The organism is Salipiger pentaromativorans (assembly GCF_024721115.1).
Classification (GTDB): Bacteria; Pseudomonadota; Alphaproteobacteria; order Rhodobacterales; family Rhodobacteraceae; genus Salipiger; species Salipiger pentaromativorans.
In genome coordinates this window covers 37349-61484 of record NZ_JAMDHK010000001.1, presented here as the reverse complement: position 1 = coordinate 61484, position 24136 = coordinate 37349, and the positions used below count along the sequence as shown (strand labels likewise).

The window sequence follows — 24136 nt, the reverse complement described above, 5'->3', positions numbered from 1 at the left end:
TCGCCCCCATGTCCGATGCTTTCCTGACCCATCTGCGCGAGACGCTGAGCCAGATCGCCGCCGAGGGGCTGATGAAGACCGAACGCGAGATCACCTCGCCGCAGGGCGCCCGTGTCGATGTGGCCGGGCGCGAGCTCATCAACCTTTGCGCCAACAATTATCTCGGGCTTGCCGATCACCCGGCGCTGATCGCGGCGGCGACGCAGGCGATGGCGGATCATGGCTATGGCATGGCCTCGGTGCGCTTCATCTGCGGCACGCAGGATCTGCACCGCGAATTGGAGCAGCGGCTGGCGGCCTATCTCGGCACCGAGGACAGCATCCTTTTCGCGGCCTGTTTCGACGCCAACGGCGCGCTGTTCGAGCCGCTGCTGGGGCCGGAGGATGCGGTGATCTCGGATGCGCTCAACCATGCCTCGATCATCGACGGCATCCGGCTCTGCAAGGCGAAGCGCTATCGCTACGCCAATTCCGACATGGCGGATCTGGAGGCGCAGTTGCAAGCCGCCCGCGCCGATGGGGCGCGGCATATCATGATCGCCACCGACGGCGTGTTCTCGATGGATGGCTATCTGGCGAAGCTGCCCGAGATCCGCGCGCTGGCCGACCGCTACGAGGCGCTGGTGATGGTGGACGATTGCCATGCCACCGGCTTCATGGGCCCCAAGGGGCAGGGGACGCCGGCGCATTTCGGCATCCGCGCGGATATTCTCACCGGCACGCTGGGCAAGGCGCTCGGCGGGGCGCTCGGCGGTTATATCGCCGGGCCGCAGCCAGTGATCGACCTGCTGCGCCAGCGCGCGCGGCCCTATCTCTTCTCCAACGCGCTGCCGCCGGCTGTGGTGGCCGCCGGGCTCGCGGCGCTCGATCTGGTGGAGCGGGGCGACGACCTGCGGGCAAAGCTCTTCGACAATGCGCGCCACTGGCGGGCGGGGCTCACCGAGGCGGGGTTCGATCTGCTCGACGGCGCGCACCCGATCGTCCCGGTCATGCTCTATGACGCGCACAAGGCGCAGGCCATGGCGCAGCGGCTTTACGAGCTGGGCGTCTATGTCTCGGGGTTCTTCTTCCCGGTGGTGCCCAAGGGCCGCGCCCGAATCCGCACCCAGATGAACGCGGCGCTGAGCCGCGACGATCTCGACCAAGCGCTCGCGGCCTTCGCACAGGCGGGCCGCGATACCGGGGTGCTGTCATGACCAACCAGATGATTGCATTGGAGAAATCGAAACCCGAGCCAGGGCTCTGGCAGGTCGAGGCGCCGGTGCCCGAGATCGGGCCGGAGGATGTGCTGATCCGGATCAACAAGACCGGTATCTGCGGCACCGACATTCATATCTGGAACTGGGACGACTGGGCGCAGCGCACGGTGCCGGTGCCGCTGATCACCGGGCACGAGTTCGCCGGCGAGATCGTCGAGCTGGGGCGTGACGTCACCGGGCTGGAGATCGGCCAGCGCTGCTCCGGCGAGGGCCATCTCATCGGGCGCCACAGCCGCCAGAGCCGGGCGGGGCGGTTCCATCTCGACCCGGAGACGCGCGGCATCGGGGTGAACGAGCAGGGGGCCTTTGCCGAATATCTGCGCCTGCCCGCCTTCAACGTGGTGCCGCTGCCCGACGCGGTGGATGACGAGATCGGCGCGATTCTCGATCCGCTGGGCAATGCGGTGCATACCGCGCTGAGCTTCGATCTGGTGGGCGAGGATGTGCTGATCACCGGCGCCGGCCCGATCGGTATCATGGCGGCGGCGGTGGCGCGCCATGTGGGGGCGCGGCATGTGGTGATCACCGATGTGAACCAGACGCGGCTGGATCTGGCCGCGCGGGTCGTCGATGTGGTGCCGGTGAATGTGGCGCGGGAGGATCTGCGCGATGTGGCCGGGCGGCTGAAGATGCGTGAGGGCTTCGACGTGGGGCTGGAGATGTCGGGCAGTCAGGCGGCGCTGGACCAGATGGTGGAAAGCCTCGTGATGGGCGGGCGCATCGCGCTGCTGGGTATCCCGCCGGGCAAGAGCCCGGTGGACTGGTCGCGCATCGTGTTCAAGGCGATCACCCTCAAGGGCATCTACGGGCGCGAGATCTTCGAGACCTGGTACAAGATGATCGCCATGCTGGAGAACGGGCTGGATGTGCGCGAGGTGATCACCCACCGCTTTGCCGCGCGCGATTTCCGCGACGGGTTCGAGACCATGCGCGGTGGCGCTTCGGGCAAGGTGGTGCTCGACTGGCGGCGCTGAGCCGGGCGGGTCCGGCGGGGGGCGGGTGCCACGGGGAAAAATGCTGCACCGCGGCCACTTTCCCCGACCGCCCTCGCGGGCTAGATTGGGGGTCATGACTGCCGAACCCTCCGCGCTGCCGCCCGATCCCGACGGGCTGATTGCCTGCCCGTCCTGCGACGCGCTGCACAGGCTGCGCGATGTCGCGCCCGGCGAGACCGCGCGCTGCGTGCGCTGCCACACGGTGCTGGAGGCGCCGCGCCGCACGGCGATGACGCGGATCATCATGCTGGCGCTCGCGGCGCTGATCCTGATGGTCGCGGCGATCTTCTTTCCGTTTCTGGAGCTCGAGGCGGCGGGGCGCATCCATCGCGCCTCGCTGCTCGACACGGTGATGGCGTTTTCCTCGGGGCTGACCGCGCCGCTGACCCTGGCGATGGCGGCGCTGATCGTGATCCTGCCGGTGACGCGCTTTCTGGCGCTGATCTATGTGCTGGCGCCGATGGCCTTCGGCTGGCGCCCGGCAGCACATGCGGCGCCCGCCTTCCGGCTGGCCGAGGCGCTGCGCCCCTGGGCCATGGCCGAGGTCTTTATCGTCGGCGTCGCTGTGGCGCTGGTCAAGGTGGCGGGGCTGGCGCATATCTTCATCGGGCCGGCCTTCTGGGCCTTTGTGGCACTGGTCATCGTGACCGTGCTGAAAGACAATTTCATGAGCAGGGTGACCGTATGGAAAACGCTGGAAGCGCGCCGCGCGTCCTGACCGCAAAGGCGGCGGGGCTGGTGGGCTGCACCCAGTGCGGCCGCGTCCACGCGCCCGGGGTTGCGCTGTGCAGCCGCTGCGGCGCGGCCATTTCCAGCCGCGACGGCACCAGCGTCCAGCGCGTCTGGGCCTGGCTTTTCGCCGGGCTGGTGGTCTATATCCCGGCCAATCTCTATCCGATGCTGCGCACCACGCTGCTGGGCAAGACCACCGACAGCACGATTTTCGGCGGGGTCGTGGATCTGATCCACCACGGATCCTATGGTGTTGCGACCATCGTCTTTGTCGCCTCGATCGTCATTCCGGTGTCGAAATTCATCGCGATCGCCTATCTGGCGCTGAGCGTCGAGCGCAAGGTCAGCCTCTCGGCGCACCGGCGCCATGTACTTTACGAGGTGGTGGAATTCATCGGGCGCTGGTCGATGATCGACGTTTTTGTGGTGGCGATCCTGTCGTCGCTGGTGCAACTCGATTTCGCAGCGCAGATCAATCCGGGGATTGCAGCGGTCAGCTTTGCGCTTTCCGTTGCCTTTACCATGGTTTCGGCCCAGAGCTTCGACTCGCGGCTGATCTGGGACGCAGACGGGGAGTAAGTCAGGATGAGTGACCCGCGACCGGCGGAGATGGAGATCGAGGGCCCGAAGCGGTCGGTCTGGCGCAACCTGTCGCTGGTCTGGCTGGTGCCCTTCGCGGCGCTCGCGGTGACGTTGTTCATCGCCTGGCAAAGCTGGGCCGAACGCGGCACCCGCATCGAGATCCGTTTCGAGAATGCCGCCGGCGTGGTGCCCGACGAGACCGCCATCCGCTACCGCGATGTGAGCGTGGGCTTTGTCGAGGATGTGGAATTCTCCAGCGATCTCGCCTCGGTGCTCGTGCATGCAAGGATCGACAATACCGTGGCCGGTTCGCTGCCCGCCGACGCGCAGTTCTGGGTGGTGCGGCCCGAGGTCAGCGCCTCGGGGATCTCGGGTTTGTCGACGGTGCTGTCGGGGGTCTATATCGAGGCCGCCTTCGAGCCGCAGACAGGTGCCGGGGCCACCGCGTTCGAGGGGCTGAACGAGACGCCGCTGGTCAAGCCGGGGATGAAGGGCACGCGGATCGTGCTGCGCGCCTCGGACGGCACCATGCTGACCGCCGGCGCGCCGATCTTTCATCAGGGCATCGAGGTCGGCCGGATCGAGACGCCGCGGCTGCTCGACTCCGGCAAGGGGGTGATCGTCGATGCCTTCATCGACGCGCCCAATGACAGACGCATCACCACCGCCACCCGCTTCTGGGACACTTCGGGCTTTGACGTGAATGTGGGGCCCAGCGGGATCAACCTCTCGGTGGGCTCGGTGGCGGCGCTGATCCGGGGCGGCATCGCCTTCGATACGGTGTTTTCCGGCGGCAGCCCGGTGCCGTCGCGCTATGTCTTCGATCTGTTCGGCGACGAGGCCTCGGCGCGCGACAGCGTGTTCAGCGAATCCATCGACAACGCGGTCGATCTGGTCGTCGAGTTCGACGAATCCGTGCGCGGGCTCGAGGCCGGCTCGCCGGTCACCTATCGCGGGCTCAAGGTCGGCTCCGTCATGGCGCTGGGGGCCTTCATCGAAGAGGTCCAGGGCCAGCAGCGGGTCAAGCTGCGCGCTTCGATCTCCATCGACCCGCGCGCGCTGGGGCTGTCGCCCGACGCGCCGCAGGCACAGACCATCGCCTTTCTGGCCGAGGCGGTGCAGAACGGTCTGCGCGCCCGGCTCGCGGCCGAGGGGCTGTTCAGCCAGGCGCTGATGGTCGAGCTGGCCGAGATCCCCGACGCCGCGCCCGCCGCGCTGGGGATCTTCGATACCGAGGCGCCGGTGATCCCCTCGGTGGCCTCGGATCTGCCGGATGTCGCCGCCACCGCCGAGGGGCTGTTCCAGCGCATCGACAACCTGCCGGTGGAAGAGCTGATGGATCAGGCCATCGCCACGCTGGCCTCGATCGAGAACCTCGCCGGAGACGAGAACCTGCGCAGCGCACCGGGCGCCTTCACCGCGCTTCTGGACGATGCGCGCGGGCTGATCGGTGGCGAGGCCGCGCAGGCGCTGCCCGGAGAGCTGACCGCGGCGGTGAGCGAGCTGCGCGGCATCGCCGAGGATCTGCGCCGCGCCGATATGGTGGGCAAGCTGGTGGAGACGCTGGAAAGCGCCTCGGCGGCCACCGATACGGTCAGCGCCGTGGCCGATGCCTTTTCGGAAGCCACCGGCGAGGTGCCGGATCTCATCAGCGATCTGCGCGGCCTGACCGCCAAGGCCAACGAGATGGAACTCGATGCCTTCATCGAGAAGGCCACGGCGCTGCTCGACAGCGCCGACCGGCTGATCGACAGCGACGCGGCGCGCGGCCTACCGGGCAGCCTGTCGGAGATGCTGGACGAGGCGCGGGCCGCGCTGGCCGAGCTGCGCGAGGGCGGGGTGGTGGAAAGCACCAATGCCACGCTGGCCTCGGCCCGCGATGCCGCCGCCGCCATCGAGGAGGCGGCGCAGAGCCTGCCGCGCCTGTCGACGCGGATCGAGCGTCTGGTGGCCGAGGCGGAAACCGCGCTGCAAGGCTACGGTGCCAATTCCTCCTTCAACCGCGAGACCGTCGCGGCGCTGCGCGATGTGCGCGAGGCGGCGGCGGCGCTCACCAAGCTCGCCCGCGCGATCGAGCGCAATCCCAATTCCCTTCTGTTCGGACGCTGACCCTCATGTATCGTATCCTGCCTCTCGCCCTGATCCTCGCCGCCTGTTCCGGTGCCGAGCCGCGCTATCTGATCGACACGCCGGTCCAGGCAGGCAGCGCGCGGCTGCGCGTGGCGACATTGGAGGTGCGCGAGGTCTCGCTGCCGGCCTATGCGGAGGCTTCCGAGATCCTGCTGGAAGGGGAGGATGGCGGGCTTACCCAGATCGACAACGCGCTCTGGGCCGACGATCCGTCCCGCGCGGTGACGCTGGCCATTGCCGATCATATCGGACGCGCCTCGACGGCGACGGTCGCCGCCGAGCCCTGGCCGCTGGAGGAAGACGCGCAGGCGGCGGTGCAGGTCACGGTGGCGCAGATGGTGGCGCGGGCCGACGGCACGGTGGCGCTGAGCGGGCAATACGCGATCTCGTCCTATGACCGGGTGGTGCGCGAGCGCATCGAGCGCTTTGCGATCTCGGTGCCGCTTGCCGAGGCGACGCCCGCGGGCATCGCCCAGGCGACCGGCGCGGCGATTGCGCAGCTTTCCGGAGAGATCACCGCGCGCCTGTCGCGGTAGGGCGGAGCGTCACAGGGTGGCGGTGGGCAAATTGCCCACCCTACGACTGCCCGGGTGCGGGATCGCAGCCGGGCGTTACCCCCGGCTGTCGGGCAGCGAGATATTCGCGACCTGCTCGGCGATGGGATCGGTGGAGAGCGGGTGGCGTTCCTGCTCGTACTCCGCCGGGTCCTCCATCCGCTCCCAGCAGCCGCGCCGATAGACCTCGAGCGCGTCGAACTGCGCCTTGTAGCCCATCTTGGAACTGCCCGGCACCCAATAGCCCAGATAGACATAGGGCAGCCCGGCCTCGCGGGCGATCTCCACATGATCGAGGATCATCCAGGTGCCGAGGCTTTTGCGCTGCAACTCGGGCTCGTAGAAGGAATAGACCATCGACACGCCGTCATCGAGCACATCGGTCAGGCACACGGCCTTGAGCGCGCCGCTGGTCGTGTCGCTGTATTCCACCACCCGAGAGCGGATCGGCGTTTCCTCGATCATCGCGGCGAATTCGAAAATATCCATATCGGCCATGCCGCCATCGGCATGGCGCGCGTCGAGATAGCGGCGGAACAGCGAGAACTGTTCCTCGGTGGCCCAGGGGCTCGAGGCGCGGCGGGCGAGATTGGCGTTGCGCTTCAGCGTGCGGCGCTGGCTTTTCGAAGGCGCGAAGCGGCGCACGTCGATGCGCGCCGACAGGCAGGCCGAGCAATCGGAACAGGAAGGGCGGTAAAGCACGTTCTGCGACCGGCGGAAGCCCTGTTTCGACAGGCTGTCGTTCAGCTTTTCCGCGCTGTCGCCCTGCAATGCGGTGAACAGCTTCCGCTCCATCCGGCCCGGAAGATAGGGGCAGGGTTGCGGAGCCGTCACATAGAATTGCGGCGCGAGTGGCAGCGAATGGCGCATGTCGATCCTGTTTGCTGATCCCGGGAAAACCGTAACAACGAATCGCAAACCCGCCAACCCCCCCGGAAACGGTGAGTTGGCGGAAATTAACCAGCCATTCCAGAATGCTGCCGGTCAGGGCCCGTTCAGGCCCGTTTGTTGAGCGCGACCGTGCCGAGCACCAGGTCGGTCAGGCCCTGACCGCGCTCGGTGGCGATCATGCAGATCATCGAGACGATCTGTAGCGGCGCGACGGCGACCGAGACGGTATAGCCCAGCGTATGCAGGAACGCCTGGCCGAGATCCAGCTTCTGGCCGCGCCAGTCGCGGAACTCGATGGCCATCATGCGCATGCCCCAGGTCGCCGATCCGCTGGCGATGGTGGCGACGCGGTAACCGAAGCTGATCACCATCCAGAGCGCGAAGAAGACGAAGGCGCCCACGAAGAAGGTGAGGACAAGCGCCAGCATCACCAGCAGCGCCACGATGATCGAGTCGATCACCCAGGCCAGCGCGCGCTTGATCGCGACGCTTTCGTAGAATGCGCTCTGGCGCACCGGGTCGGGCAGGTGGGTGTAAGGGTCGTCGGAATACATCTGGGGTCTCTCGGGCCTCGGGTCAGGTCGCAGTATATCCCATGGCCCCCTGTCGGGGCCATGGGCGAGGCGCGTCAGGCGTCCTCTTTTTCCTTGGCGTCCTCGTCGCGGGGCGCCGTGGCGCGTTCGTCCATGAACTGGTCGAACTCGGCCTTGTCGCGGGCTTCGCGCAGACGCTGCAGGAACTCTTCAAAGCTCTTCTGCTCTTCCTCGAGCCGGCGCAGCGTGTCCGCCTTGTAGGCGTCGAAGGCCGAGTTGCCCGAGGGGCGCATGGCGTTGAAGCCGTGGCGATAGGCGTGATTGTGATGGCGGCGGTGGCGGCAGGATGCTCCGAACATGCGTTTGCTCCAGATCATGTAGGCGAGAAGGAAAAGGCCGATCGGCCAGAAGAAGATGAAGCCAAGCACCATGGCCACGATCCAGGCGGGTTTGCCGCGGTCGTCGAGCCAGGCCTCGGCACGCTTGAGCCAGCCGGGGTTGGCGGGGCGGGCTTCGTAATGCACGGCGGCGGTCATGTGAGGGGTCCTTTGTCTCTCGTTGATGGATGTGAATGTCTTTCACATTGCAAGAGATCGGGATTGGGGAGGGGGTTATCAAGGGGTAATGTGAACGTTTTTCACATTATGGATAAATATGATTTTTAGTCAGTGCCTTACAGCAAGAATTTTCGCGAAAATTCTTGCTGCCGCCGCGCGGATGTGAAGGGTCACATCGGGATCGGCCGCTGTTCCTCGATGGCTTCCATGGCGAAATAGGAGGTCACCGTTTCCAGCTCGACCTCTTCGATGAGCTTTTTATAGACCTCGTCATAGCTCACCATGTCGCGGGTGATGATCTTGAGCAGGTAATCGTATTCCCCGCCGATGCGGAAGAAGTCGATCACATCGGGGATCGAGGAGACATGTTTGCGGAACCGCTTCAGCCAGGCTGCCGAATGGTGCCGCGTCTTGATCATCACGAAGACCACCAGCCCGGCACCAAGCTGCTGGCGGTCGAGCACCACCGTGTGGTTGCGGATCACCCCCGCCGCGTCCAGCGCCTTGAGCCGCCGCCAGCAGGCGTTTTGCGACAGGCCCACCCGTTCGCTGAGCGCGCGCTGGGATTGCGACGAGTCGCGTTGCAGCTCTTCCAGAATGCGGTGATCAATATTATCGAGCTTTATCGCCATTCTTCGTTCATATGATAGAATATTAGGAATTTGAAGGTGAAATTAGATCAACATTTTCGGTATTACGGGTGTCATACTTTGATCCACTTATCTCAGGATCGGAGCTTCCATGGCCCCCCTCGACGACTTCGCGCAATCGCTCAAGCGTCTCGACCTTCCCGACTGGCTACGCGCCGGCCTGATCGGCGACGGGGCCGAGATCGACGGCCCGTTCGGGCCCCGTCCGCTGATCTATGCCGATTATGTCGCCTCGGGTCGCGCGCTGGCGCAGGTGGAGGATTTCATCCGCGACCGGGTGCTGCCCTGGTATGCCAACAGCCACACCCAGGCCTCCTATTGCGGCGGGTTCTCGACCCGTCTGCGCGAAGCCGCCCGGGCCGAGATCGCCCGCATGACGGGCGCGGGGCCGGGGACGTGCGTGGTCTTCACCGGCTCGGGCTCGACGGCGGCGATCAACCGGGTGGTGGGGCTGCTGGACATTGCCGGGCTGGTGGCCGGGGGTGGCCGGGCGGTGGTGCTGATCGGCCCCTACGAACATCATTCCAACATGCTGCCCTGGCGCGAAAGCGGCGCCGAGGTGATCGAGATCGCCGAGAGCGCCGCGGGCGGGCCGGATCTGGGCCTGCTGGAACAGGCGCTGACGGCGGCGCAGGGCGCCGATCTGATCGTCGGCAGCTTTTCGGCGGCCTCCAATGTGACCGGCATCCTGACCGACAGCGATGCCGTGACGCGGCTGCTCAAGCGCCACGGCGCGCTTGCGGTCTGGGATTACGGCGGCGGCGCGCCTTATGTCGCCATGGACATGGGGCAGGGCAGCGACGCGCAGAAGGACGCCATCGTCTTCTCGCCGCACAAGTTTCCCGGCGGGCCCGGCGCCTCGGGGGTGATGATCGTGCGCGATGCCATCGCGCGCCGCGCCACGCCCACGCTGCCCGGCGGCGGTACGGTGAGCTATGTCTCGCCCTGGGGGCACGCCTATTCCACCAGCCTCGCCGAGCGCGAGGAAGGCGGCACGCCCAATGTGATCGGCGACATCCGCGCGGCGCTTGTCATGCTGGTCAAGGAGGCGCTGGGGCAGGACTGGCTCGACGCCCGCCATGCGGCGCTGCGTGCCCGGGCCGAGGCGGTCTGGCGCAAGAACCCGCATCTCGAGATTCTCGGGCTGCAGGGGCCGAAGGCACTGCCGATCTTTTCCTTCCGGGTGCGCGACGGGCAGGGCGGGCTGGTGCATCACCAGTTCTTCACCCGGCTGCTCAGCGATGTCTACGGCATCCAGGCGCGTGGAGGCTGTGCCTGCGCCGGGTCCTATGCGCATCGGCTTCTGGGGCTCGACGAGGCCGCCTCGGAGGCGATGTTCGACGCCATCGCCCATGGCGAGGAGGTGGCCAAACCGGGCTGGGTGCGGCTGAACTTCTCGGCGCTGATGTCTGAGGACAAGGCAGATATGATCATCGCTGCGGTGGACAATCTGGCCCGCGAGGCGTCAGACTATTTGTCGCAGTACCGCGTGGACGTGCACACCGCCCGCTTCGCGCCGGTCGAGACCCCACAGGAAAGCCTCGCATCGTGACAAGCCCCCTCGCCAATCGCGCCTTTCGCAGCCTCTTCGCCGCTCAGGTCTGTTCGCTCCTCGCCGTGGGGCTGCTGACCGTGGCACTGTCGCTCACCGCCTACGAGATCGGCGGGCCAGAGGCCGGGGGGCGCATCCTCGGGCTGCTCCTGGCGCTGAAGATGGTGGCCTATGTGGGGCTGGCGCCCATCGCCGAAAGCCTGCTCGCGCATCTGCCGCGCAAGGGGGCGATGGTGGCGCTGGATTTCGGGCGGATGCTGCTGCTTCTGCCGATGGTTTTTGTCGCCCAGACCTGGGAAATCGCGGCACTGGCCTTTCTGTTCTTCGTGCTGGCCTCGGGCTTCACGCCGCTCTTCCAGTCGGTGATCCCCGATGTGCTGCCCGAGGAAGAGAGTTATACCAAGGCGCTCGCCTGGTCGCGCATCGCCTATACGCTGGAATCCGTGCTGAGCCCGGTGATCGCGGCGGCGGTGCTGAAGCTGGTCGCGCCCGAGGCGTTGTTCCTCTGCGCGGCGCTGTCCTTCCTCGGTTCGGTCGCCTTCCTGCTGGCGACACGCTTTCCCGAACGCGGCCATGTGGTGCGCAAGGGGCCCTTCGTCTCCCGCGCCCTGCGCGGCATGAAAATCTATGCCCGCACGCCCCGTCTGCGCGGGCTTTTCCTGCTGAACTTCGCGCTGTCGCTGGCCATGGCCTGGGTGCTGGTCAATTCGGTGGTCTATGCGGGCGCCCGGCTGGGCGATGCCGAGGGGCTCTATCCGATCCTCATGGCAGGCTACGGCTTCGGCGCCGCGTCGGGGGCGATCCTGGTGCCGCGCCTCGTGCGCCGCAGCTCGGAACGCCTGTCGATGCTGACCGGCGCCTTCGCCTTTGCCGCCGTGGGCGCGGTCTTCGCCCTGCTGCCGCAGCCGCCGATGGCCGGGCTGCTGGCGATCTGGGCGGCGTTCGGGCTCGCCTCGTCGCTGGTGCTGACCCCCGGCGGGCTGGTCATCACCCGTTCGGCGGCGCGCGAGGACCGGGCGGCGGTCTTTGCCGCGCAGTTTTCGCTCAGCCACGCGGGCTGGCTGGTGGCCTATCCGCTGGCGGGCTGGCTGGCGAGCGTGGTGACGCTGGAACACGCGCTGCTGTCGCTCTCGCTGCTGGCGGCGCTGGTCGCGCTCATCGCCACCCGCGTCTGGCCCGCGCAGGATCCGCTGGAGCGTGCGCATGACCATCCGGATCTGCCTGCCGATCACCCGCATCTTCGCAACCATCCCGGGCATGGGCCCCGCCACAGCCACGCTCATGCCTATCACATAGACGATCTGCATCCGAATTGGGCAAAAACGCCCGCTTGATGCTGAACCGCAACACGCTTTTCCTGTAGGACGATTCGTATGCACACGAATGACACTTCCCCGATCGACGCGCAGGGCCTCGCCACGCTTGAGGCCCGCCTCCACGAAGACCTTGCCTTCCTCTGCTATCCCGGCAAGGACTGGGTGCCCGCGCAGGAGGGCGTGACGGATGTGGTGATCATCGGCGGCGGCATGTGCGGCATGGTGGCCTGGCTCGGGCTGCAAACCGGCGGCGTGCGCAATATCCGCGTGCTCGACCGCAGCCCGGCGGGTCTGGAGGGGCCCTGGCTCAACTATGCCCGCATGGAGACGCTGCGCTCGCCCAAGACCCTGACCGGCCCGGCCTTCGGCCTCGGCCCGCTGACCTTTCAGGCCTGGTATCGCGCCCAGCACGGCACCGAGGCGTGGGAGAAGATGGACAAGATCCCGCGTCCGATGTGGATGGAGTACCTGCGCTGGTATCGCAAGGCGCTGAACGTGCCGGTGGAAAACGGCGTCTCGGTCGACAAGGTCGCGCCCGAGGGCGATCTGCTGCGGCTCACCGTGTCGGGCGCCGAGGAGGGCACGATCCTCTGCCGCAAGCTGGTCTTTGCCACCGGGCGCGACGGCACCGGCGGGCCGAATATTCCGGGCTTCATCAAGGATTTGCCGCGCCGCTTCTGGGCGCATAGCGCCGACGAGATCGACTTCGACGCGCTGAAAGGCAAGCGCGTGGCGGTGATCGGGGTGGGCGCCTCGGCGGTCGACAACGCGGCGGAGGCGCTGGAGCACGGCGCCGCCGAGGTCCGCCATGTGATCCGCCGCAAGGAGATGCCGACCATCAACAAGATGATGGGCATCGGCAGCTTCGGTTTCACCGCCGGCTTCGCCGATCTGCCCGACGAATGGCGCTGGCGCTTCATGCAGTACAGCTTTGCCACCCAGACGCCGCCGCCGCATGGCTCGACCCTGCGGGTAAGCCGCCACAAGAACGCGCATTTCCATTTCGGCAAGGCGACGACAAGGATCGAGCAGCGCGGCGAGGCGGTGGAGGTCTTCTTTGCCGACGGCACCTCTTACGTGGCGGATTTCGTCATCCTCGGCACCGGGTTCGTCATCGACCCGATGGCGCGCACGGAGTTCGGCGATGTGGCGGGCAAGATCCTGCTCTGGCAGGATGTCTACACCCCGCCCGAGGGTGAGGAAAACGCCGATCTGGGACGCTTCCCCTATCTCAACCCGGATTTCACCTTCCGCGAGAAGGTGCCGGGCGAGGTGCCCTGGCTTAGTAAGGTCTATTGTTTCAACTACGGGGCCTCGGCGAGTCTCGGGAAGGTCTCGGGCGACATTCCGGGCGTGTCCGAGGGCGCGGCCTGGCTGTCGAAGGCGATGGCGGCGACGCTTTACGCCGAGGATCTGGAAACGCACTGGCAGGACATGCTGGATTACGAAACACCCGAGCTTGACGGCAGCGAGTGGGAGCCGACCCCGCTGCCGCAGCCGGCGGAAGGACAGGTGGCATGAGCATTTTCGACAGCACGACGCTGAAGGCGGCGGGCATCGCGATGGGGCCGGTGGCGGCTGCCGCCGAGACCCGCGCCAAGATCATGGAGGCGACGCAGGCCGCTGAGAACGCGGTGCTGAGCCCGCGCGATCCCGGCGCCTTCCCGCACGATCTGCGCGCAGCCCTCGCGGCACGGCTGGCCACCGCAGGCGGCGAGCCCGCGCTGGCCGCGCATTATCTCGACAGGGCGGGGGCCATGGCCGCGCTGGCCGATCCGATGCAGGATGGGGTGGCCGAGGGGTTTGGCACCGTCGTGGCCTTCTTCGACAAGGCCGCCAACCGGACCCGCGACATCGCCGCCGAGGACATCGCGGCGCTGCAAGAGGCGGGGATCTCGGATGCGGACATCGTCCGGCTCTGCGAGCTTTGCGCCTTCATGGCCTATCAGCTCCGTGTCGTCGCCGGGCTGCGCCTGATGAAAGGGGAAGCGGCATGAGCCGGATCGTTCACAAGTTCACCCGCAAGGTTCCGCACTGGCAGCCGCGTGTCACCCCGGTGAAGCTGGAGGAGGCCACCGAAGAGCAGCTCGATGCGCTTCAGGTGACGCCGTCGAACACCAAGGTCTCGGACTATGTGCTGACGCTGGCGCATGACGTGGAGAGCCTCAAGGTGCGCTCGCCGCTCTTCAACGCGATCATGTACGACCCCGGCGGCATGAGCCGGGCCGAGCGCGAGTTGGGCGCCATCGGCGCCAGCATGGTCAACCGCTGCATCTATTGCGCCGCCGTGCATGCCGATCGCCACGCCAAGCTGGAGAAGGACACGTCTGTCACCGAAGAGCTTTTCGCAAAGGGTGAGAAGGCCGATCTAAACCCCCGTAATCGCGCGATTTTCGACTTTGCGCGCAAGCTCTCGGAAAGCCCGGTCGATGCGACGCCCGAGGATATGGCCGGGCTGCGCGAGGCGGGGCTCAGCGACGAGGAAATTCTTGACCTGATCCTTTCGGCGGCGCTGTTCGGCTGGGCCAACCGGCTGATGCATGTGCTGGGCGATCCGGTGCGCCACGAGGTGCCCGCATGAGCGCCAAGGTCGGCATTGCGGGCGCGGGCTCCATCGCGTTCGGCACGGCGGCGCTGCTGCATCAGAACGGCCACGACCCGATGCTGTGGTCGCCCTCGGGCGCCTCGACCGCCGCTTTGCAGGACGGGCTGCTGACCGCCACCGGGGCCATCGAAACGCAGTTCGATCCGCGCGTGGCAAGCTCGGCGCAGCAACTGGCCGAGGAAAACGACGTCCTCCTGATCGCGCTGCCGGGCTATGGCCACAAGGCGGTGTTCGACGCGCTGGCGCCGCATATCCGCGATGGCCAGCACATCCTCATCAGTTCGCACGCCTCGCTGGGCGCCGTCTATCTGATGCAGAAACTCGCCGAGCGCGGCGTCGAGGCGGCGGTCACCGCCTGGGGCACCACGGTGGTGACCGGGCGGCGGGGCGAGGGCGCCTCCGTGCAGGTCAACACCGTGCGCAAGAAGGTCGATCTCTGCACCGTGCCCGAGACCCGCAGCGACTGCGCCCGTGCAATCTGCACCATGCTCTTCGGCGATGTCTTTGTGCCGCGCGACGGGCTGCTGGCGATCTCGCTATCCAATCTCAACCCGCAGAACCACCTTGGCATCGCGCTTGGCAACATCACCCGCATGGAGCGGGGCGAGATCTGGAGCCAGGGCCAGAACGTCACCCCCAAGGTGGGGGCGCTGCTGGAGGCGCTGGATCTGGAGCGGCTGGCCATCGCCGAGGCGCTGGGGCTGAAGACCAAGACCATCTTCGAGCATTTCAGCTTGAGCTTTCATGTGCCGGTCTCGTCCATCTCGGAGATGAACCAGCAGATGCACGCGCAGGGCAACGGCGGCACCGGGCCTGCCACCGCAGACAGCCGCTATGTCACCGAGGATGTGCCTTACGGGCTGCAACTGACGGCCATTCTGGGGCGGCTCACCGGTCGCCCGGCGGAGCTGCACGAAGCGGGGATCAAGATCTTTTCCGCCATGTATGCCCGCGATTTCGCCCGTGAAAACGAGCTTTTGAACGCGCTGGAGCTGGACCGCTTCAGCCTCGACGATCTGTGCCAGGCCGCCCGTACCGGCCTGCTGCGGAAGACGCCCGAACCGGCGTCGTGACCCCGACGATACGGCAAACAGACGACACAAAACGATCCAACACGGAGACGCGCAAAATGACCAAACTCATTCTCAACCGCCGGAAGCTGCTGACCACCGCCGCCATGACCGGCGCGGCGCTTGCCAGCCCCGCCTATCTGCGCCGTGCCCACGCGCAGGGCGGCGAGGTCAATATCTGGACCTATAACGATTTCGTCCCGGCGGCTTTCAAGGAGCAGTTCGAGGCCGAAACCGGCATCAAGATCAACATCCGTCTGGTGGACGACCAGGGCAAGCAGTTCAGCCTGCTCGCCGCCGAGGCGCCGAACCCGACCGTGGACATCATGACCGTCGCGGGCCACCGCTTCCTGCAATTCATCGACAGCGACCTTCTGGCGCCGCTCGACACCGACCGGATGAGCAACTGGGGCAACATCAACCCGACCTTCTCGGAAAGCGACTGGGCCACGATCAACGGCCACAAATGGGGCGCGCCGATCCTCTCGGGCATGGAGGTTCTGGCCTACAACACCGATTACGTCACGCCGGAAGAGGCCGAGACCTGGGACACGCTCTTCAGCGAGAAATACAAGGGCCAGACCGCCTATATCATCCAGGACATGATGTCGATCGTCATGCTGATGAAGGGCTATGACGGCAATATGGTCGAATATCTCGGCGACCCGGAAAAGGCCGAGGCCATCGTGAAGGAAGCCCGCGATTTTCTCATCGAGAAAAAGCCGCTGGTGCGGAAATATTACGATGGCGGCGCCGAGGTGCAGCAGATGTTCGTGAACCAGGACATCATGCTGGGCCATAGCTGGAACGGCCCTGCGGCGGCGCTGATCAACGACGGCTTCCCGCTTGGCATGGCGATCCCGAAAGAGGGCTCCTACGGCTTTGTCTACACGTTCAACATCGCCAAGAACTGCCCGAACCCGGACAACGCCTATACCTTCCTGAACGCCATCCTCGCCAATCCCGAGATCGGCGCGGCGATGACCAAGGCGAGCGGGTTCATCTCGACCTACAAGGGCGCGTCGGAGTATCTGACCGATCTCGAGAAGAAGTCGACCTCTTTCCCGGACGAGCAACTGGCCAATCTCCAGTTCTTCCGCGCCGAGGCCAACGAGATGAAATACGGCTTCGTCGATCCGGCCGTGGAAGCCATCAAGGCCGCGTAACCGCCAGACGACCTCAAGCCCTGTCCGCGCAAGACGCGGGCAGGGCCACTGCCACGCCTTTCGAAAGGGTCTGCCATGACCTATGACGCATCCGCGCGCGAAGACCGCGGTGCCGTCCCGGCAACGGGAAGCGACCGCACCTTCTGGGGCCGGCTGGCTTCCTGGGCGCCGTACCGGGCACTGGTGCAGCTTGCGACCGCCACGCCGCGCCGCCAGTTCCTGATCCTTGCCGCCTTGCCCGTGCTCTGGGTGCTGACCCAGCATCTGGGTCCGATGCTGCAAATGCTCCGCGTCTCGCTGACCGATGCCTATCCGGTCGCCGCGGGCACCGAGCAGCATTTCACCTTCGACAATTACCTGCGCTTCTTCGGCGACCGGCTGTTCTGGATGCCGTTCTTCCGCACGCTGGGGTTCGCCTTCGTCTTCACGCTCTGCACGCTGGTCCTGACCTATCCGGTGGCCTATTTCCTCGCGCGCCATGTCAGCCCCAAGAACCGCATGCTGCTGCTTCTGATGCTGCTCATTCCCTTCTGGGTGGGCGAGATCGTGCGCACCTATGCGATCATGATCCTGCTGGGCAATACCGGCGCCGTGAACCTCGCGCTGAAATGGCTGGGGCTGATCGACCGGCCCATCCCCTTCATGTACACAAGCTTCTCCATGGGCGTCGGCATCGTCTATCTGACCGCGCTTTACATGCTGTTGCCGCTCTATTCGGCGCTGGAAAAGCTGCCGAAATCGCTGAACGAGGCTGCGGCCGACCTGGGCGCCGGCGCCTGGACGCGGTTCCGCCGGGTGACGCTGCCGCTCACCATCGAGGGGATCTCCTCGGGCTGTACGCTGGTCTTCCTGATCTCGACGGGGTTCTACGCCACGCCGGTGCTGCTGGGCGGGCCCTCGACCACGGTCTTTGCCGAGACCATCGCCGGGTTCTTCCATGTCGCGGGCGATGAATGGCCCACGGGGGCGGCCTTTGCGGTGATCATGTTCCTTGCGGCGCTGATCCTCACGACGCTGTTCCAGAAATTCATGACCGGCCTGCGCAAAGGAGAGAGAAAATGACCCGCGGCAACCGCATTCTGCTCTCCTGCACCTACTGGGCCTTTGTGGCTTATGTCTTCGTGCCGCTGGTGCTCATGGTGCTGATGGGCTTCAAGGACAGCAAGTTCATCGGTTTCCCGATCCGCTCCTATACGCTGGAGTGGTATATGGGCATCTTCGAGAATGCCGAGGTGATTTCCGCCTTCGCCTATTCGGTGGCGATCGCGGTGCTGTCGACGCTGATCTCGGTCTTTGTCGGCACCTGGATCGCGGTGCTGCTGGAGGGGCGCAAGTTCTGGGGCCGGGCGGCGATCTTCGGGCTGACCGTGCTGCCGGCGCTGATCCCCGGCATCATCTCGGCCATCGCCTTCCGCATCTATGCGCGCTATCTCGGGATCGAGCCCGGCATGGGAGCCATCGTCTGGTCCCACGCGGTGCACAACGTGCCCTTTGTGGTGCTGGTGGTGATGGCGCGGCTCTCGACCCTGCCGAAAAGCCAGATCGAGGCGGCGCGGGATCTGGGCGCCGACCCGCTGATCGCCTTCCTACGCATCACGCTGCCCTATCTGATCCCCGCGATCATGGGGGCCAGCATCTTCTGCCTGCTGCTCAGCTTCGACGATTTCGTCCGCTCCTTCTTCCTCGGCGGCTACGAGCCGACCCTGCCGGTGCTGATCTTCGCCAAGCTGAAATCGGGCATGTCGCCCGAGATCAACGCCATCGCCACGGCGGCGCTGGTCCTGACCGCCGTCGTCGGCGTCTGGGCCGAGCGTTTCACCCGCCGCATGAACAAGGAATCCTGAGCCATGACCTCCGACGCGCTCGTCCGCATCCAGAACGTTTCCAAGCAGTTCGGCGATACTGTTGCGCTGAACGACCTCACCCTCGACATCGCGCGGGGCGAGTTCGTGACCTTCCTCGGCCCCTCGGGCTGCGGCAAGTCCACCACGCTGCGCATCCTCGGCGGGTTCGAACAGCCGTCGAGCGGCCGGGTGATCCTGGACGGCAAGGATGTGACCCGCTTGCCGCCCGAGAAACGCCAGGTGAACATGGTGTTTCAGGATTACGCGCTCTTCCCGCATATGACGGTGAAGCAGAACATCGCCTTCGGGCTCGAGCTGAAGGGGATGAGCAAGACCGAGATCCGCCGCCGTCAGGACGAGATCATGTCCTTTCTCGAACTCGACGCCTATGGCGACCGCTATCCGGCGCAGCTTTCGGGCGGGCAGCGGCAGCGGGTGGCGCTGGCGCGGGCTCTGGCGCCCGATCCGGCGCTTCTGCTGCTCGACGAGCCGCTGGGCGCGCTCGACGCCAAGCTGCGCGGGCAGGTTCAGCAGGAGCTGAAAAGCATCCAGCGCCGCACGAACAAGACCTTCTTCTTTGTGACCCACGATCAGGAGGAGGCGCTGACCATGTCCGACCGCATCGTGGTGATGAACAAGGGCAAGGTGGAGCAGGACGGCACGCCGGAAGAGCTTTATTTCCATCCCGCCTCGCGTTTCGTGGCGGAGTTCATCGGCGAGACCAACCTGCTCACCGGCGAGCTGCGCGGCACCGAGGGCGGCGCGGTGGTGATGGACTGGTTCGGCCAGACCCTGCGCGGCCACGCGCCGGGCGGGGTGCCGCAGGCGGGCACGCCGATCACCGCTTCGGTGCGGCTGGAACGGCTGGGCTTTCACATCGAACGCCCCGCGACGGCGAATGCGGTGCAGGGCAGGGTGGTCGGCAAGACCTTCCTCGGCAGCCGCATGGCGCTGGATCTTCTGGTGGAAGAGGCGCAGGGCGCGACGCTCAAGGCCTATGTCGATGCCGACACCGGCCAGTCGGTGGGCGAGGCGCCGGTGTGGATCGGCTGGGAGGAAAGCAGCATGGCGGTGCTGCGGGACTGAGGTTTCCCAGAGAGAGCGAGAGAGCGGGCCTACGGGCCCGCTTTTGCGTTTCTGAGGAAGGAGCTCGGGTGTAAGCGGCGCTTACAGTCCACGCTTGGAACGCCGGCCTCAGCCGGCACGGCGTTCCTCGAAGCTCAGCGCGATGAATTCGGGCATGTGATCGCCCATGCCCACGACGTTGTTGTCGCTCCGCTCCGACCGCCGCGACGAGGATTTCTCCTGCGCCGGCTTGTCGGATTTGCGCGACCGCGAGCGGGAGCTCTTCTTCTCGGTTTTTTCGGGCTTCTCGCTCTTTTCCGGCTTGCTGGCCGTGTCCGTGTCCTCGGCAACCGCCGCGGGCTTGGGCATGTTCGGCAGCTCGACGCGCGGGATCTCTTTCTGGATCAGTTTTTCCACATCGTCGAAGTTCTTCTCGTCCTTCGGCACGATGATGGTAAAGGCCTTGCCCGCGCGGCCCGCGCGGCCGGTACGACCGATGCGGTGCACATAATCTTCCGCATGGCTCGGCACGTCGAAATTGAACACATGGCTGACCGAGGGAATGTCCAGACCGCGCGCCGCCACATCCGAGGCGATCAGCAGCCGGATCGAACCGTCGCGGAACCCGTCCAGCGTCTTCATCCGCTGGCTCTGGTCGAGATCGCCATGGATCGGCTCGGCGTTATAGCCGTATTTCTTCAGCGATTTCGCCACCACGTCCACATCGACCTTGCGGTTGCAGAAGACGATGGCGTTCGAACAGGCCTCGCCCTCGCGGTCGATGAGCTGGCGCAGCACCTCGCGTTTTTCGCTGCCTTCGCGGTCGCGGCGCGACGCCTTGAAGAACACGGCACCCTGTTCGATGGTTTCCGAGGCGGTGGCCTGACGGGCTACCTCGATCCGCGCCGGGGCGGAGAGGAAGGTGTTGGTGATGCGCTCGATCTCCGGCGCCATGGTGGCGGAGAAGAACAGCGTCTGCCGGGTGAAGGGCGTCAGCGAGAAGATCCGCTCGATGTCGGGGATGAACCCCATGTCGAGCATGCGGTCGGCCTCGTCCACCACCATGATCTGCACGCCGGTGAGCAGCAGCTTGCCGCGCTCGAAATGGTCGAGCAGACGGCCCGGCGTGGCGATCAGCACATCGACGCCCTTGTCGATCAGCGCGTCCTGCTCCTTGAAGCTCACGCCGCCGATCAGCAGCGCCTTGGTCAGCTTCACATGCTTGGCATAGACGTCGAAATTCTCGGCCACCTGCGCGGCGAGTTCGCGGGTCGGGCAGAGCACCAGGCTGCGCGGCATCCGGGCGCGGGCGCGGCCACGGGCGAGCAGGGTGATCATCGGCAGGGTGAAACTGGCGGTCTTGCCGGTGCCGGTCTGGGCGATGCCCAGCACGTCCTTGCCTTCGAGCGCAGGGGGAATGGCGCCTTCCTGGATCGGGGTCGGGGTTTCATAGCCCGCTTCCTCGATGGCCTTGAGCACCTTGGGGTTCAGGTTCAGATCAGAAAACTTTGTCATGTGTGTCCGAGTTGGGTGCGGACACTGACTTGGCCCGCGCATCTGGTCAGGGATCGGGCCCGTTTGGCCCTGCGGTTCTTGGCATTTGCGATCCCGATGACGCGGCTTTTACCTGACTCACCGGGGAAAGGTCAATCAGGGCGGCAATTTGGCAGAGAAATCGTGGGTTTCAGGGGACAATCAGCGGTTTTTGTTTCGTTTTTCTCAACGATGAGTGGGTATTGTTTCGGTTATACGCGGTTCTGAGCCAGATCCGGCGCGGTTCGACCGGCGATGCGGGGCGGCTGGCGGGGAGTCAGCCTTCGGGAAAATGTTTCCGGCGCAGCGCCGGCAGGTCCATGCGGCGGCGGCGCAGCAGCCCGTGCTCGGCCAGCTTGCCGGTAAGCTGCGGCGTGGCGGTGCAGACCTCGTCATGGAAGAGCCGCAGCGCCTCTTCTCCGCCGGAGGCTTCGATCGTGGCGAACAGGTCGTGCAGATTGACCGCGCCCGCTTGCCGGACCTGCGGCTTCAGTTCGGCCCGGTACGAGCCCTGCGCCAGACGGAACCGGTAGAGGCGCAGGAAATGCGCCCAGTCGGCGGCGTGGAAATGGCCCAGCTCGGTGTCGGGCAGGGCGACTTCGCCGGGATTCTGCACCCCGTCGAGGATCACGTTATGGATCTTGATCTGAAGCCCCGCGGTGCCGGCGCGGAAGAACAGCTTGCCCGCCACATGCGACAGGAACCCGCCCGAGAGATGGCGGCCCCAGGTGGGAAAGCAGGCCTCGGCGGCTTGCTGGCGGACGGCCTGATCGAGATGGAAGGCCTTGAACGCGGTCTCGTCTCCGGGCGCCGCCGGGGCCAGCGCCTCGACCGGGCGCACGCGGGCGCAGAGGCACTCTGCCGGCAGCGCGGCAAGCTGGTCGGCGAGGGGGCGGGCCGGCAGGAGGAACTCATCGGTGTCGATATGGGCGAGCCAGTCGGTCTCGGGCTTGCGGTTGTTGGCGTGGCGGGCGTTGGCGGACTGGCGTGCCTGATGTTTCGCGGGACGGCCGTTGCGTTTCGCCCACCAGCGCTCATCGGTGCGGAAGACCCGGCATTTGGGGTGGGCCGAGAGCGCGGCCTCGGCCTCCGGCATGTCGGCGTCGAGATAGAGATAGATCCGGTGGGCGCCCAGTTCGAGATGCCAGGCGGCGAAGGCGAGGATCTCGGGCAGCGGGGCATTGGTGGTGGTGACGGTGCCCCAGCGGGTCATGGCAGCGCCCCGAAGACGCGGGCGACCGCCGCGTCGGGATCGAAGGGCCAGCTCACCAGCATGTCATGCGCGACGAGCCGCGCGCGCAGCTCGGGGGTGTCTGCGCAGACCTCGTCGAAGAGCAGGCGCAGACCGGCCTCGCCCTCGTCCTCTGCCAGAAAGGCGATGAGCTGGGCCTGACCCATCTCGACCCGCTCGGAGCGCGGCCGGTAAGATCCCTTTTCGCGCCGGAAGCTCAGGTGGGTCAGGAAATGCTCCCAGGAGGGGGCGTGCAGATGGGCGAGGCGGATGTCTGCGGGCCGTGCGCGGTTGGTCGCGTCGGCGCCGTGATATTTCATCGTGTGGATGCCGAGACGGGTGTCGGGGATGCCGGTGCGCGCAAAGACCTTGCCCGAGGTATGGCTGAGAAAGCCGCCGTAAAGATGCAGACCGAAGGTCGGGTAGATGTCTTGCAGGACGGCCTTGGGCTGATCGGCGTGGCGGTGGGTCAGCTTGAAATGCTGTGGCGGGCCGTCGTCGCGGGCCAGCGCCTCTGCCGGGGCGATGCGGGCCAGCGCGTGACGTGGCGAGACATCGGCGAGGATCCGGGCGACGGGGCGGTCGGGCAGCAGGAATTCGTCCACGTCGATATGGCCGAGCCAGTCGAGGCTGTCGGCCACGGCGCGCAGGCAGCGGGTGGCGTTATGGGCCTGGCGGAGCTGGTGGGCGTCCATCCGGGTCTTGCCCGTGGCCTCCCAGTAGCCGGCATCGCATTGGGTGATGTGCAGGCGCGGATGACGCGAGAGGAAGGCTTCGGCCCCGGGATCGGGGCTGTCGAGATAGAGATGCAGGGCTTCGGCGCCCAGCTCGAGGTGATGCGCGGCGAAGCGGGCGATCTGCGGCAGCGGCGCGCGGATGGTGGAGACGAGCCCCCAGCGCAGGGTCTCGGGCGAGAGCCGGCGATGGGCGGCGGGGACCGGGGCGGGGTTGTCGCCTCGTGCGGCGGGCGTGGCGGCGGGGGCGGCCTTTGCCTCCTTGCGGGCCTTGCGGTTCCGCATGGTCATCAGGCGGCGGAACAGCGTGTGCTCGTCGTGGATCAGCAGATCGAGCAGGTGATGGGCGAGCGGGCGCAGGACGGGGTCGTCCTCGGCCTCGGTCCAGAGCCGTCCGATCATGTTCACGTCGAGCCCGCCATTGGCGATGGCATAGGCGTCCATCTCCAGCGGCAGCGGGCCCTTGGCCTTCTGGTCGAGCGGGAAGGGGCGGTCGGCGGTGAGCCCGGAATAGAGCCGTTCGGATTCGTAGAGTTTCATCGTGCCGAAGAGCACGGTGAGGGCCAGCCCCACGGAGCGCTGGGTGGGGGTTGTGCCGTGGTCGCCGAAGGTGGTGACGGTGGAGACCAGCCAGCGCGGGTTGAGCCGGGCCAGCAGATGCGGACCCTGTTCGGCCCAGAGCCGCTGGAACAGCGCCGGAAGATGTGCGGGAAAGTCGCGCTTGCGCAGATGCGCGATGAGCAGCCCGTTGAGGAAGACCAGCTCGGTCTCGCCGGTCAGCTCCTTGCGCAGCGCATGGCGCTTGCGGTGGTAGGAGGAGCGGAAGGGCGGCGCCTCGGCCGGGTCGTCGTCGGGGTCGGCGACGATCTGATCCGCCAGCGGGGCGAGGGCGAGATCAGCGGGCGGTGGCGCTTCGGTTTCGGCATAGCTCAGCGCGTCGCGCCGGCCCTCCATCTGGGTCAGCACGGCCGAGATGCCGCCGGGCCAGGTCGGGCGCTTGCCGGCGCCCTTGTCGTTGTCGCTGCTCATGGTGCGCAGAGTGGCGCGGTGCGCGGTCCGGCGCAATCGCCGCGTTGCGGATTGTCGCACGGTGGTGCAGCCGCGCCGCTCTGGCGGTGGCGCGGCTCCTCGCCCGTT

General features: G+C 66.4%; 23 protein-coding genes. 16 read left to right on the top strand and 7 right to left on the bottom strand.

The annotated features are described in order from the left end of the window. Positions 1 to 8: 8 nt before the first annotated feature. The 6 genes from M4578_RS00265 (at position 9) to M4578_RS00240 (ending at position 6234) form a co-directional block, all read left to right on the top strand. Positions 9 to 1196, top strand: a complete 1188-nt coding sequence (locus tag M4578_RS00265) for a glycine C-acetyltransferase (protein WP_258091428.1) — start codon at positions 9 to 11, stop codon at positions 1194 to 1196. Then, the gene (gene tdh, locus M4578_RS00260) at positions 1193 to 2233 is read left to right on the top strand and encodes an L-threonine 3-dehydrogenase (protein WP_258091427.1); all 1041 of its coding nucleotides are present in this window, start codon (positions 1193 to 1195) and stop codon (positions 2231 to 2233) included. Before M4578_RS00265 ends, tdh begins: the two co-directional genes overlap by 4 nt. Before the next feature lie 94 nt (positions 2234 to 2327). Next, on the top strand, positions 2328 to 2972 hold the full coding sequence (locus M4578_RS00255) for a paraquat-inducible protein A (RefSeq protein WP_258091426.1): 645 nt from the start codon (positions 2328 to 2330) through the stop codon (positions 2970 to 2972). Next, positions 2939 to 3565: a paraquat-inducible protein A gene (locus M4578_RS00250; RefSeq protein WP_258091425.1), complete on the top strand. Its 627-nt coding sequence runs from the start codon at positions 2939 to 2941 to the stop codon at positions 3563 to 3565. Before M4578_RS00255 ends, M4578_RS00250 begins: the two co-directional genes overlap by 34 nt. Before the next feature lie 6 nt (positions 3566 to 3571). Continuing rightward, positions 3572 to 5677, top strand: a complete 2106-nt coding sequence (locus tag M4578_RS00245) for an MlaD family protein (RefSeq protein ID WP_258091424.1) — start codon at positions 3572 to 3574, stop codon at positions 5675 to 5677. 5 nt (positions 5678 to 5682) lie between these two features. Continuing rightward, the gene (locus M4578_RS00240) at positions 5683 to 6234 is read left to right on the top strand and encodes a PqiC family protein (protein WP_258091423.1); all 552 of its coding nucleotides are present in this window, start codon (positions 5683 to 5685) and stop codon (positions 6232 to 6234) included. Between the two features lie 75 nt (positions 6235 to 6309). On the opposite strand, the gene M4578_RS00235 is transcribed toward M4578_RS00240, so the two are convergent. The 4 genes from M4578_RS00235 to M4578_RS00220 form a co-directional block, all read right to left on the bottom strand. Then, the gene (locus M4578_RS00235; RefSeq protein WP_258091422.1) at positions 6310 to 7122 is read right to left on the bottom strand and encodes an arginyltransferase; all 813 of its coding nucleotides are present in this window, start codon (positions 7120 to 7122) and stop codon (positions 6310 to 6312) included. 125 nt (positions 7123 to 7247) lie between these two features. Continuing rightward, positions 7248 to 7697 carry an RDD family protein gene (locus M4578_RS00230; RefSeq protein WP_258091421.1) on the bottom strand — a complete coding sequence of 150 codons (450 nt, stop codon included), beginning with the start codon at positions 7695 to 7697 and terminating at the stop codon, positions 7248 to 7250. Positions 7698 to 7771: 74 nt separating this feature from the next. Next, positions 7772 to 8212: a DUF2852 domain-containing protein gene (locus M4578_RS00225; protein ID WP_258091420.1), complete on the bottom strand. Its 441-nt coding sequence runs from the start codon at positions 8210 to 8212 to the stop codon at positions 7772 to 7774. A 191-nt stretch (positions 8213 to 8403) separates the two neighbouring features. Next, positions 8404 to 8865, bottom strand: coding sequence for an Lrp/AsnC family transcriptional regulator (locus tag M4578_RS00220; RefSeq protein ID WP_258091419.1), 462 nt, complete (start codon positions 8863 to 8865; stop codon positions 8404 to 8406). Positions 8866 to 8974: 109 nt separating this feature from the next. Between M4578_RS00220 and M4578_RS00215 the strand changes: the two genes are divergently transcribed. The 10 genes from M4578_RS00215 (at position 8975) to M4578_RS00170 (ending at position 19522) form a co-directional block, all read left to right on the top strand. Further along, entirely contained in the window at positions 8975 to 10435 is a 1461-nt protein-coding gene (locus M4578_RS00215) for an aminotransferase class V-fold PLP-dependent enzyme (RefSeq protein ID WP_258091418.1), read from the top strand. Beyond that, the gene (locus M4578_RS00210; protein ID WP_258091417.1) at positions 10432 to 11769 is read left to right on the top strand and encodes an MFS transporter; all 1338 of its coding nucleotides are present in this window, start codon (positions 10432 to 10434) and stop codon (positions 11767 to 11769) included. The genes M4578_RS00215 and M4578_RS00210 overlap by 4 nt, the downstream gene beginning before the upstream one ends. A 39-nt stretch (positions 11770 to 11808) precedes the next feature. After that, positions 11809 to 13272, top strand: coding sequence for an NAD(P)-binding domain-containing protein (locus M4578_RS00205; RefSeq protein ID WP_258091416.1), 1464 nt, complete (start codon positions 11809 to 11811; stop codon positions 13270 to 13272). Beyond that, positions 13269 to 13748, top strand: coding sequence for a hypothetical protein (locus tag M4578_RS00200; RefSeq protein WP_258091415.1), 480 nt, complete (start codon positions 13269 to 13271; stop codon positions 13746 to 13748). The genes M4578_RS00205 and M4578_RS00200 overlap by 4 nt, the downstream gene beginning before the upstream one ends. After that, positions 13745 to 14332 carry a peroxidase-related enzyme gene (locus tag M4578_RS00195; RefSeq protein ID WP_258091414.1) on the top strand — a complete coding sequence of 196 codons (588 nt, stop codon included), beginning with the start codon at positions 13745 to 13747 and terminating at the stop codon, positions 14330 to 14332. Before M4578_RS00200 ends, M4578_RS00195 begins: the two co-directional genes overlap by 4 nt. Next, entirely contained in the window at positions 14329 to 15429 is a 1101-nt protein-coding gene (locus M4578_RS00190) for an NAD/NADP octopine/nopaline dehydrogenase family protein (RefSeq protein WP_258091413.1), read from the top strand. Before M4578_RS00195 ends, M4578_RS00190 begins: the two co-directional genes overlap by 4 nt. Positions 15430 to 15485: 56 nt before the next feature. Then, the gene (locus M4578_RS00185) at positions 15486 to 16592 is read left to right on the top strand and encodes an ABC transporter substrate-binding protein (protein ID WP_258091412.1); all 1107 of its coding nucleotides are present in this window, start codon (positions 15486 to 15488) and stop codon (positions 16590 to 16592) included. A 75-nt stretch (positions 16593 to 16667) separates the two neighbouring features. Beyond that, positions 16668 to 17654 (top strand): ABC transporter permease, encoded by a 987-nt coding sequence (locus M4578_RS00180; RefSeq protein WP_258091411.1) that lies wholly within the window; start codon positions 16668 to 16670, stop codon positions 17652 to 17654. Beyond that, the gene (locus M4578_RS00175) at positions 17651 to 18436 is read left to right on the top strand and encodes an ABC transporter permease (RefSeq protein WP_258091410.1); all 786 of its coding nucleotides are present in this window, start codon (positions 17651 to 17653) and stop codon (positions 18434 to 18436) included. The genes M4578_RS00180 and M4578_RS00175 overlap by 4 nt, the downstream gene beginning before the upstream one ends. A gap of 3 nt (positions 18437 to 18439) precedes the next feature. After that, positions 18440 to 19522 carry an ABC transporter ATP-binding protein gene (locus tag M4578_RS00170; RefSeq protein ID WP_258091409.1) on the top strand — a complete coding sequence of 361 codons (1083 nt, stop codon included), beginning with the start codon at positions 18440 to 18442 and terminating at the stop codon, positions 19520 to 19522. 108 nt (positions 19523 to 19630) lie between these two features. Here M4578_RS00170 and M4578_RS00165 read toward each other — a convergent pair whose 3' ends face one another. From M4578_RS00165 to M4578_RS00155, 3 genes are all read right to left on the bottom strand, one after another. After that, a complete protein-coding gene (locus M4578_RS00165; RefSeq protein ID WP_258091408.1) occupies positions 19631 to 21016 on the bottom strand; it encodes a DEAD/DEAH box helicase in 1386 nt (461 codons plus the stop codon). A 295-nt stretch (positions 21017 to 21311) separates the two neighbouring features. Then, complete coding sequence (locus M4578_RS00160) at positions 21312 to 22247, bottom strand: glycosyltransferase family 2 protein (protein WP_258091407.1); 936 nt, start codon at positions 22245 to 22247, stop codon at positions 21312 to 21314. After that, positions 22244 to 24028, bottom strand: coding sequence for a glycosyltransferase family 2 protein (locus tag M4578_RS00155; RefSeq protein WP_258091406.1), 1785 nt, complete (start codon positions 24026 to 24028; stop codon positions 22244 to 22246). Before M4578_RS00155 ends, M4578_RS00160 begins: the two co-directional genes overlap by 4 nt. Between the last annotated feature and the right edge of the window lie 108 nt (positions 24029 to 24136).

Coding starts and splice junctions, on each gene's coding strand:
- M4578_RS00240 (WP_258091423.1), top strand. CDS start 5,683: ATGTATCGTATCCTGCCTCTCGCCCTGATCCTCGCCGCCTGTTCCGGT.
- M4578_RS00190 (WP_258091413.1), top strand. CDS start 14,329: ATGAGCGCCAAGGTCGGCATTGCGGGCGCGGGCTCCATCGCGTTCGGC.
- M4578_RS00165 (WP_258091408.1), bottom strand. CDS start 21,016: ATGACAAAGTTTTCTGATCTGAACCTGAACCCCAAGGTGCTCAAGGCC.
- M4578_RS00205 (WP_258091416.1), top strand. CDS start 11,809: ATGCACACGAATGACACTTCCCCGATCGACGCGCAGGGCCTCGCCACG.
- M4578_RS00200 (WP_258091415.1), top strand. CDS start 13,269: ATGAGCATTTTCGACAGCACGACGCTGAAGGCGGCGGGCATCGCGATG.
- M4578_RS00250 (WP_258091425.1), top strand. CDS start 2,939: ATGGAAAACGCTGGAAGCGCGCCGCGCGTCCTGACCGCAAAGGCGGCG.
- M4578_RS00170 (WP_258091409.1), top strand. CDS start 18,440: ATGACCTCCGACGCGCTCGTCCGCATCCAGAACGTTTCCAAGCAGTTC.
- M4578_RS00265 (WP_258091428.1), top strand. CDS start 9: ATGTCCGATGCTTTCCTGACCCATCTGCGCGAGACGCTGAGCCAGATC.
- M4578_RS00215 (WP_258091418.1), top strand. CDS start 8,975: ATGGCCCCCCTCGACGACTTCGCGCAATCGCTCAAGCGTCTCGACCTT.
- M4578_RS00155 (WP_258091406.1), bottom strand. CDS start 24,028: ATGAGCAGCGACAACGACAAGGGCGCCGGCAAGCGCCCGACCTGGCCC.
- M4578_RS00160 (WP_258091407.1), bottom strand. CDS start 22,247: ATGACCCGCTGGGGCACCGTCACCACCACCAATGCCCCGCTGCCCGAG.
- M4578_RS00185 (WP_258091412.1), top strand. CDS start 15,486: ATGACCAAACTCATTCTCAACCGCCGGAAGCTGCTGACCACCGCCGCC.
- M4578_RS00235 (WP_258091422.1), bottom strand. CDS start 7,122: ATGCGCCATTCGCTGCCACTCGCGCCGCAATTCTATGTGACGGCTCCG.
- M4578_RS00225 (WP_258091420.1), bottom strand. CDS start 8,212: ATGACCGCCGCCGTGCATTACGAAGCCCGCCCCGCCAACCCCGGCTGG.
- M4578_RS00230 (WP_258091421.1), bottom strand. CDS start 7,697: ATGTATTCCGACGACCCTTACACCCACCTGCCCGACCCGGTGCGCCAG.
- M4578_RS00180 (WP_258091411.1), top strand. CDS start 16,668: ATGACCTATGACGCATCCGCGCGCGAAGACCGCGGTGCCGTCCCGGCA.
- M4578_RS00255 (WP_258091426.1), top strand. CDS start 2,328: ATGACTGCCGAACCCTCCGCGCTGCCGCCCGATCCCGACGGGCTGATT.
- M4578_RS00175 (WP_258091410.1), top strand. CDS start 17,651: ATGACCCGCGGCAACCGCATTCTGCTCTCCTGCACCTACTGGGCCTTT.
- M4578_RS00195 (WP_258091414.1), top strand. CDS start 13,745: ATGAGCCGGATCGTTCACAAGTTCACCCGCAAGGTTCCGCACTGGCAG.
- M4578_RS00245 (WP_258091424.1), top strand. CDS start 3,572: ATGAGTGACCCGCGACCGGCGGAGATGGAGATCGAGGGCCCGAAGCGG.
- M4578_RS00220 (WP_258091419.1), bottom strand. CDS start 8,865: ATGGCGATAAAGCTCGATAATATTGATCACCGCATTCTGGAAGAGCTG.
- tdh (WP_258091427.1), top strand. CDS start 1,193: ATGACCAACCAGATGATTGCATTGGAGAAATCGAAACCCGAGCCAGGG.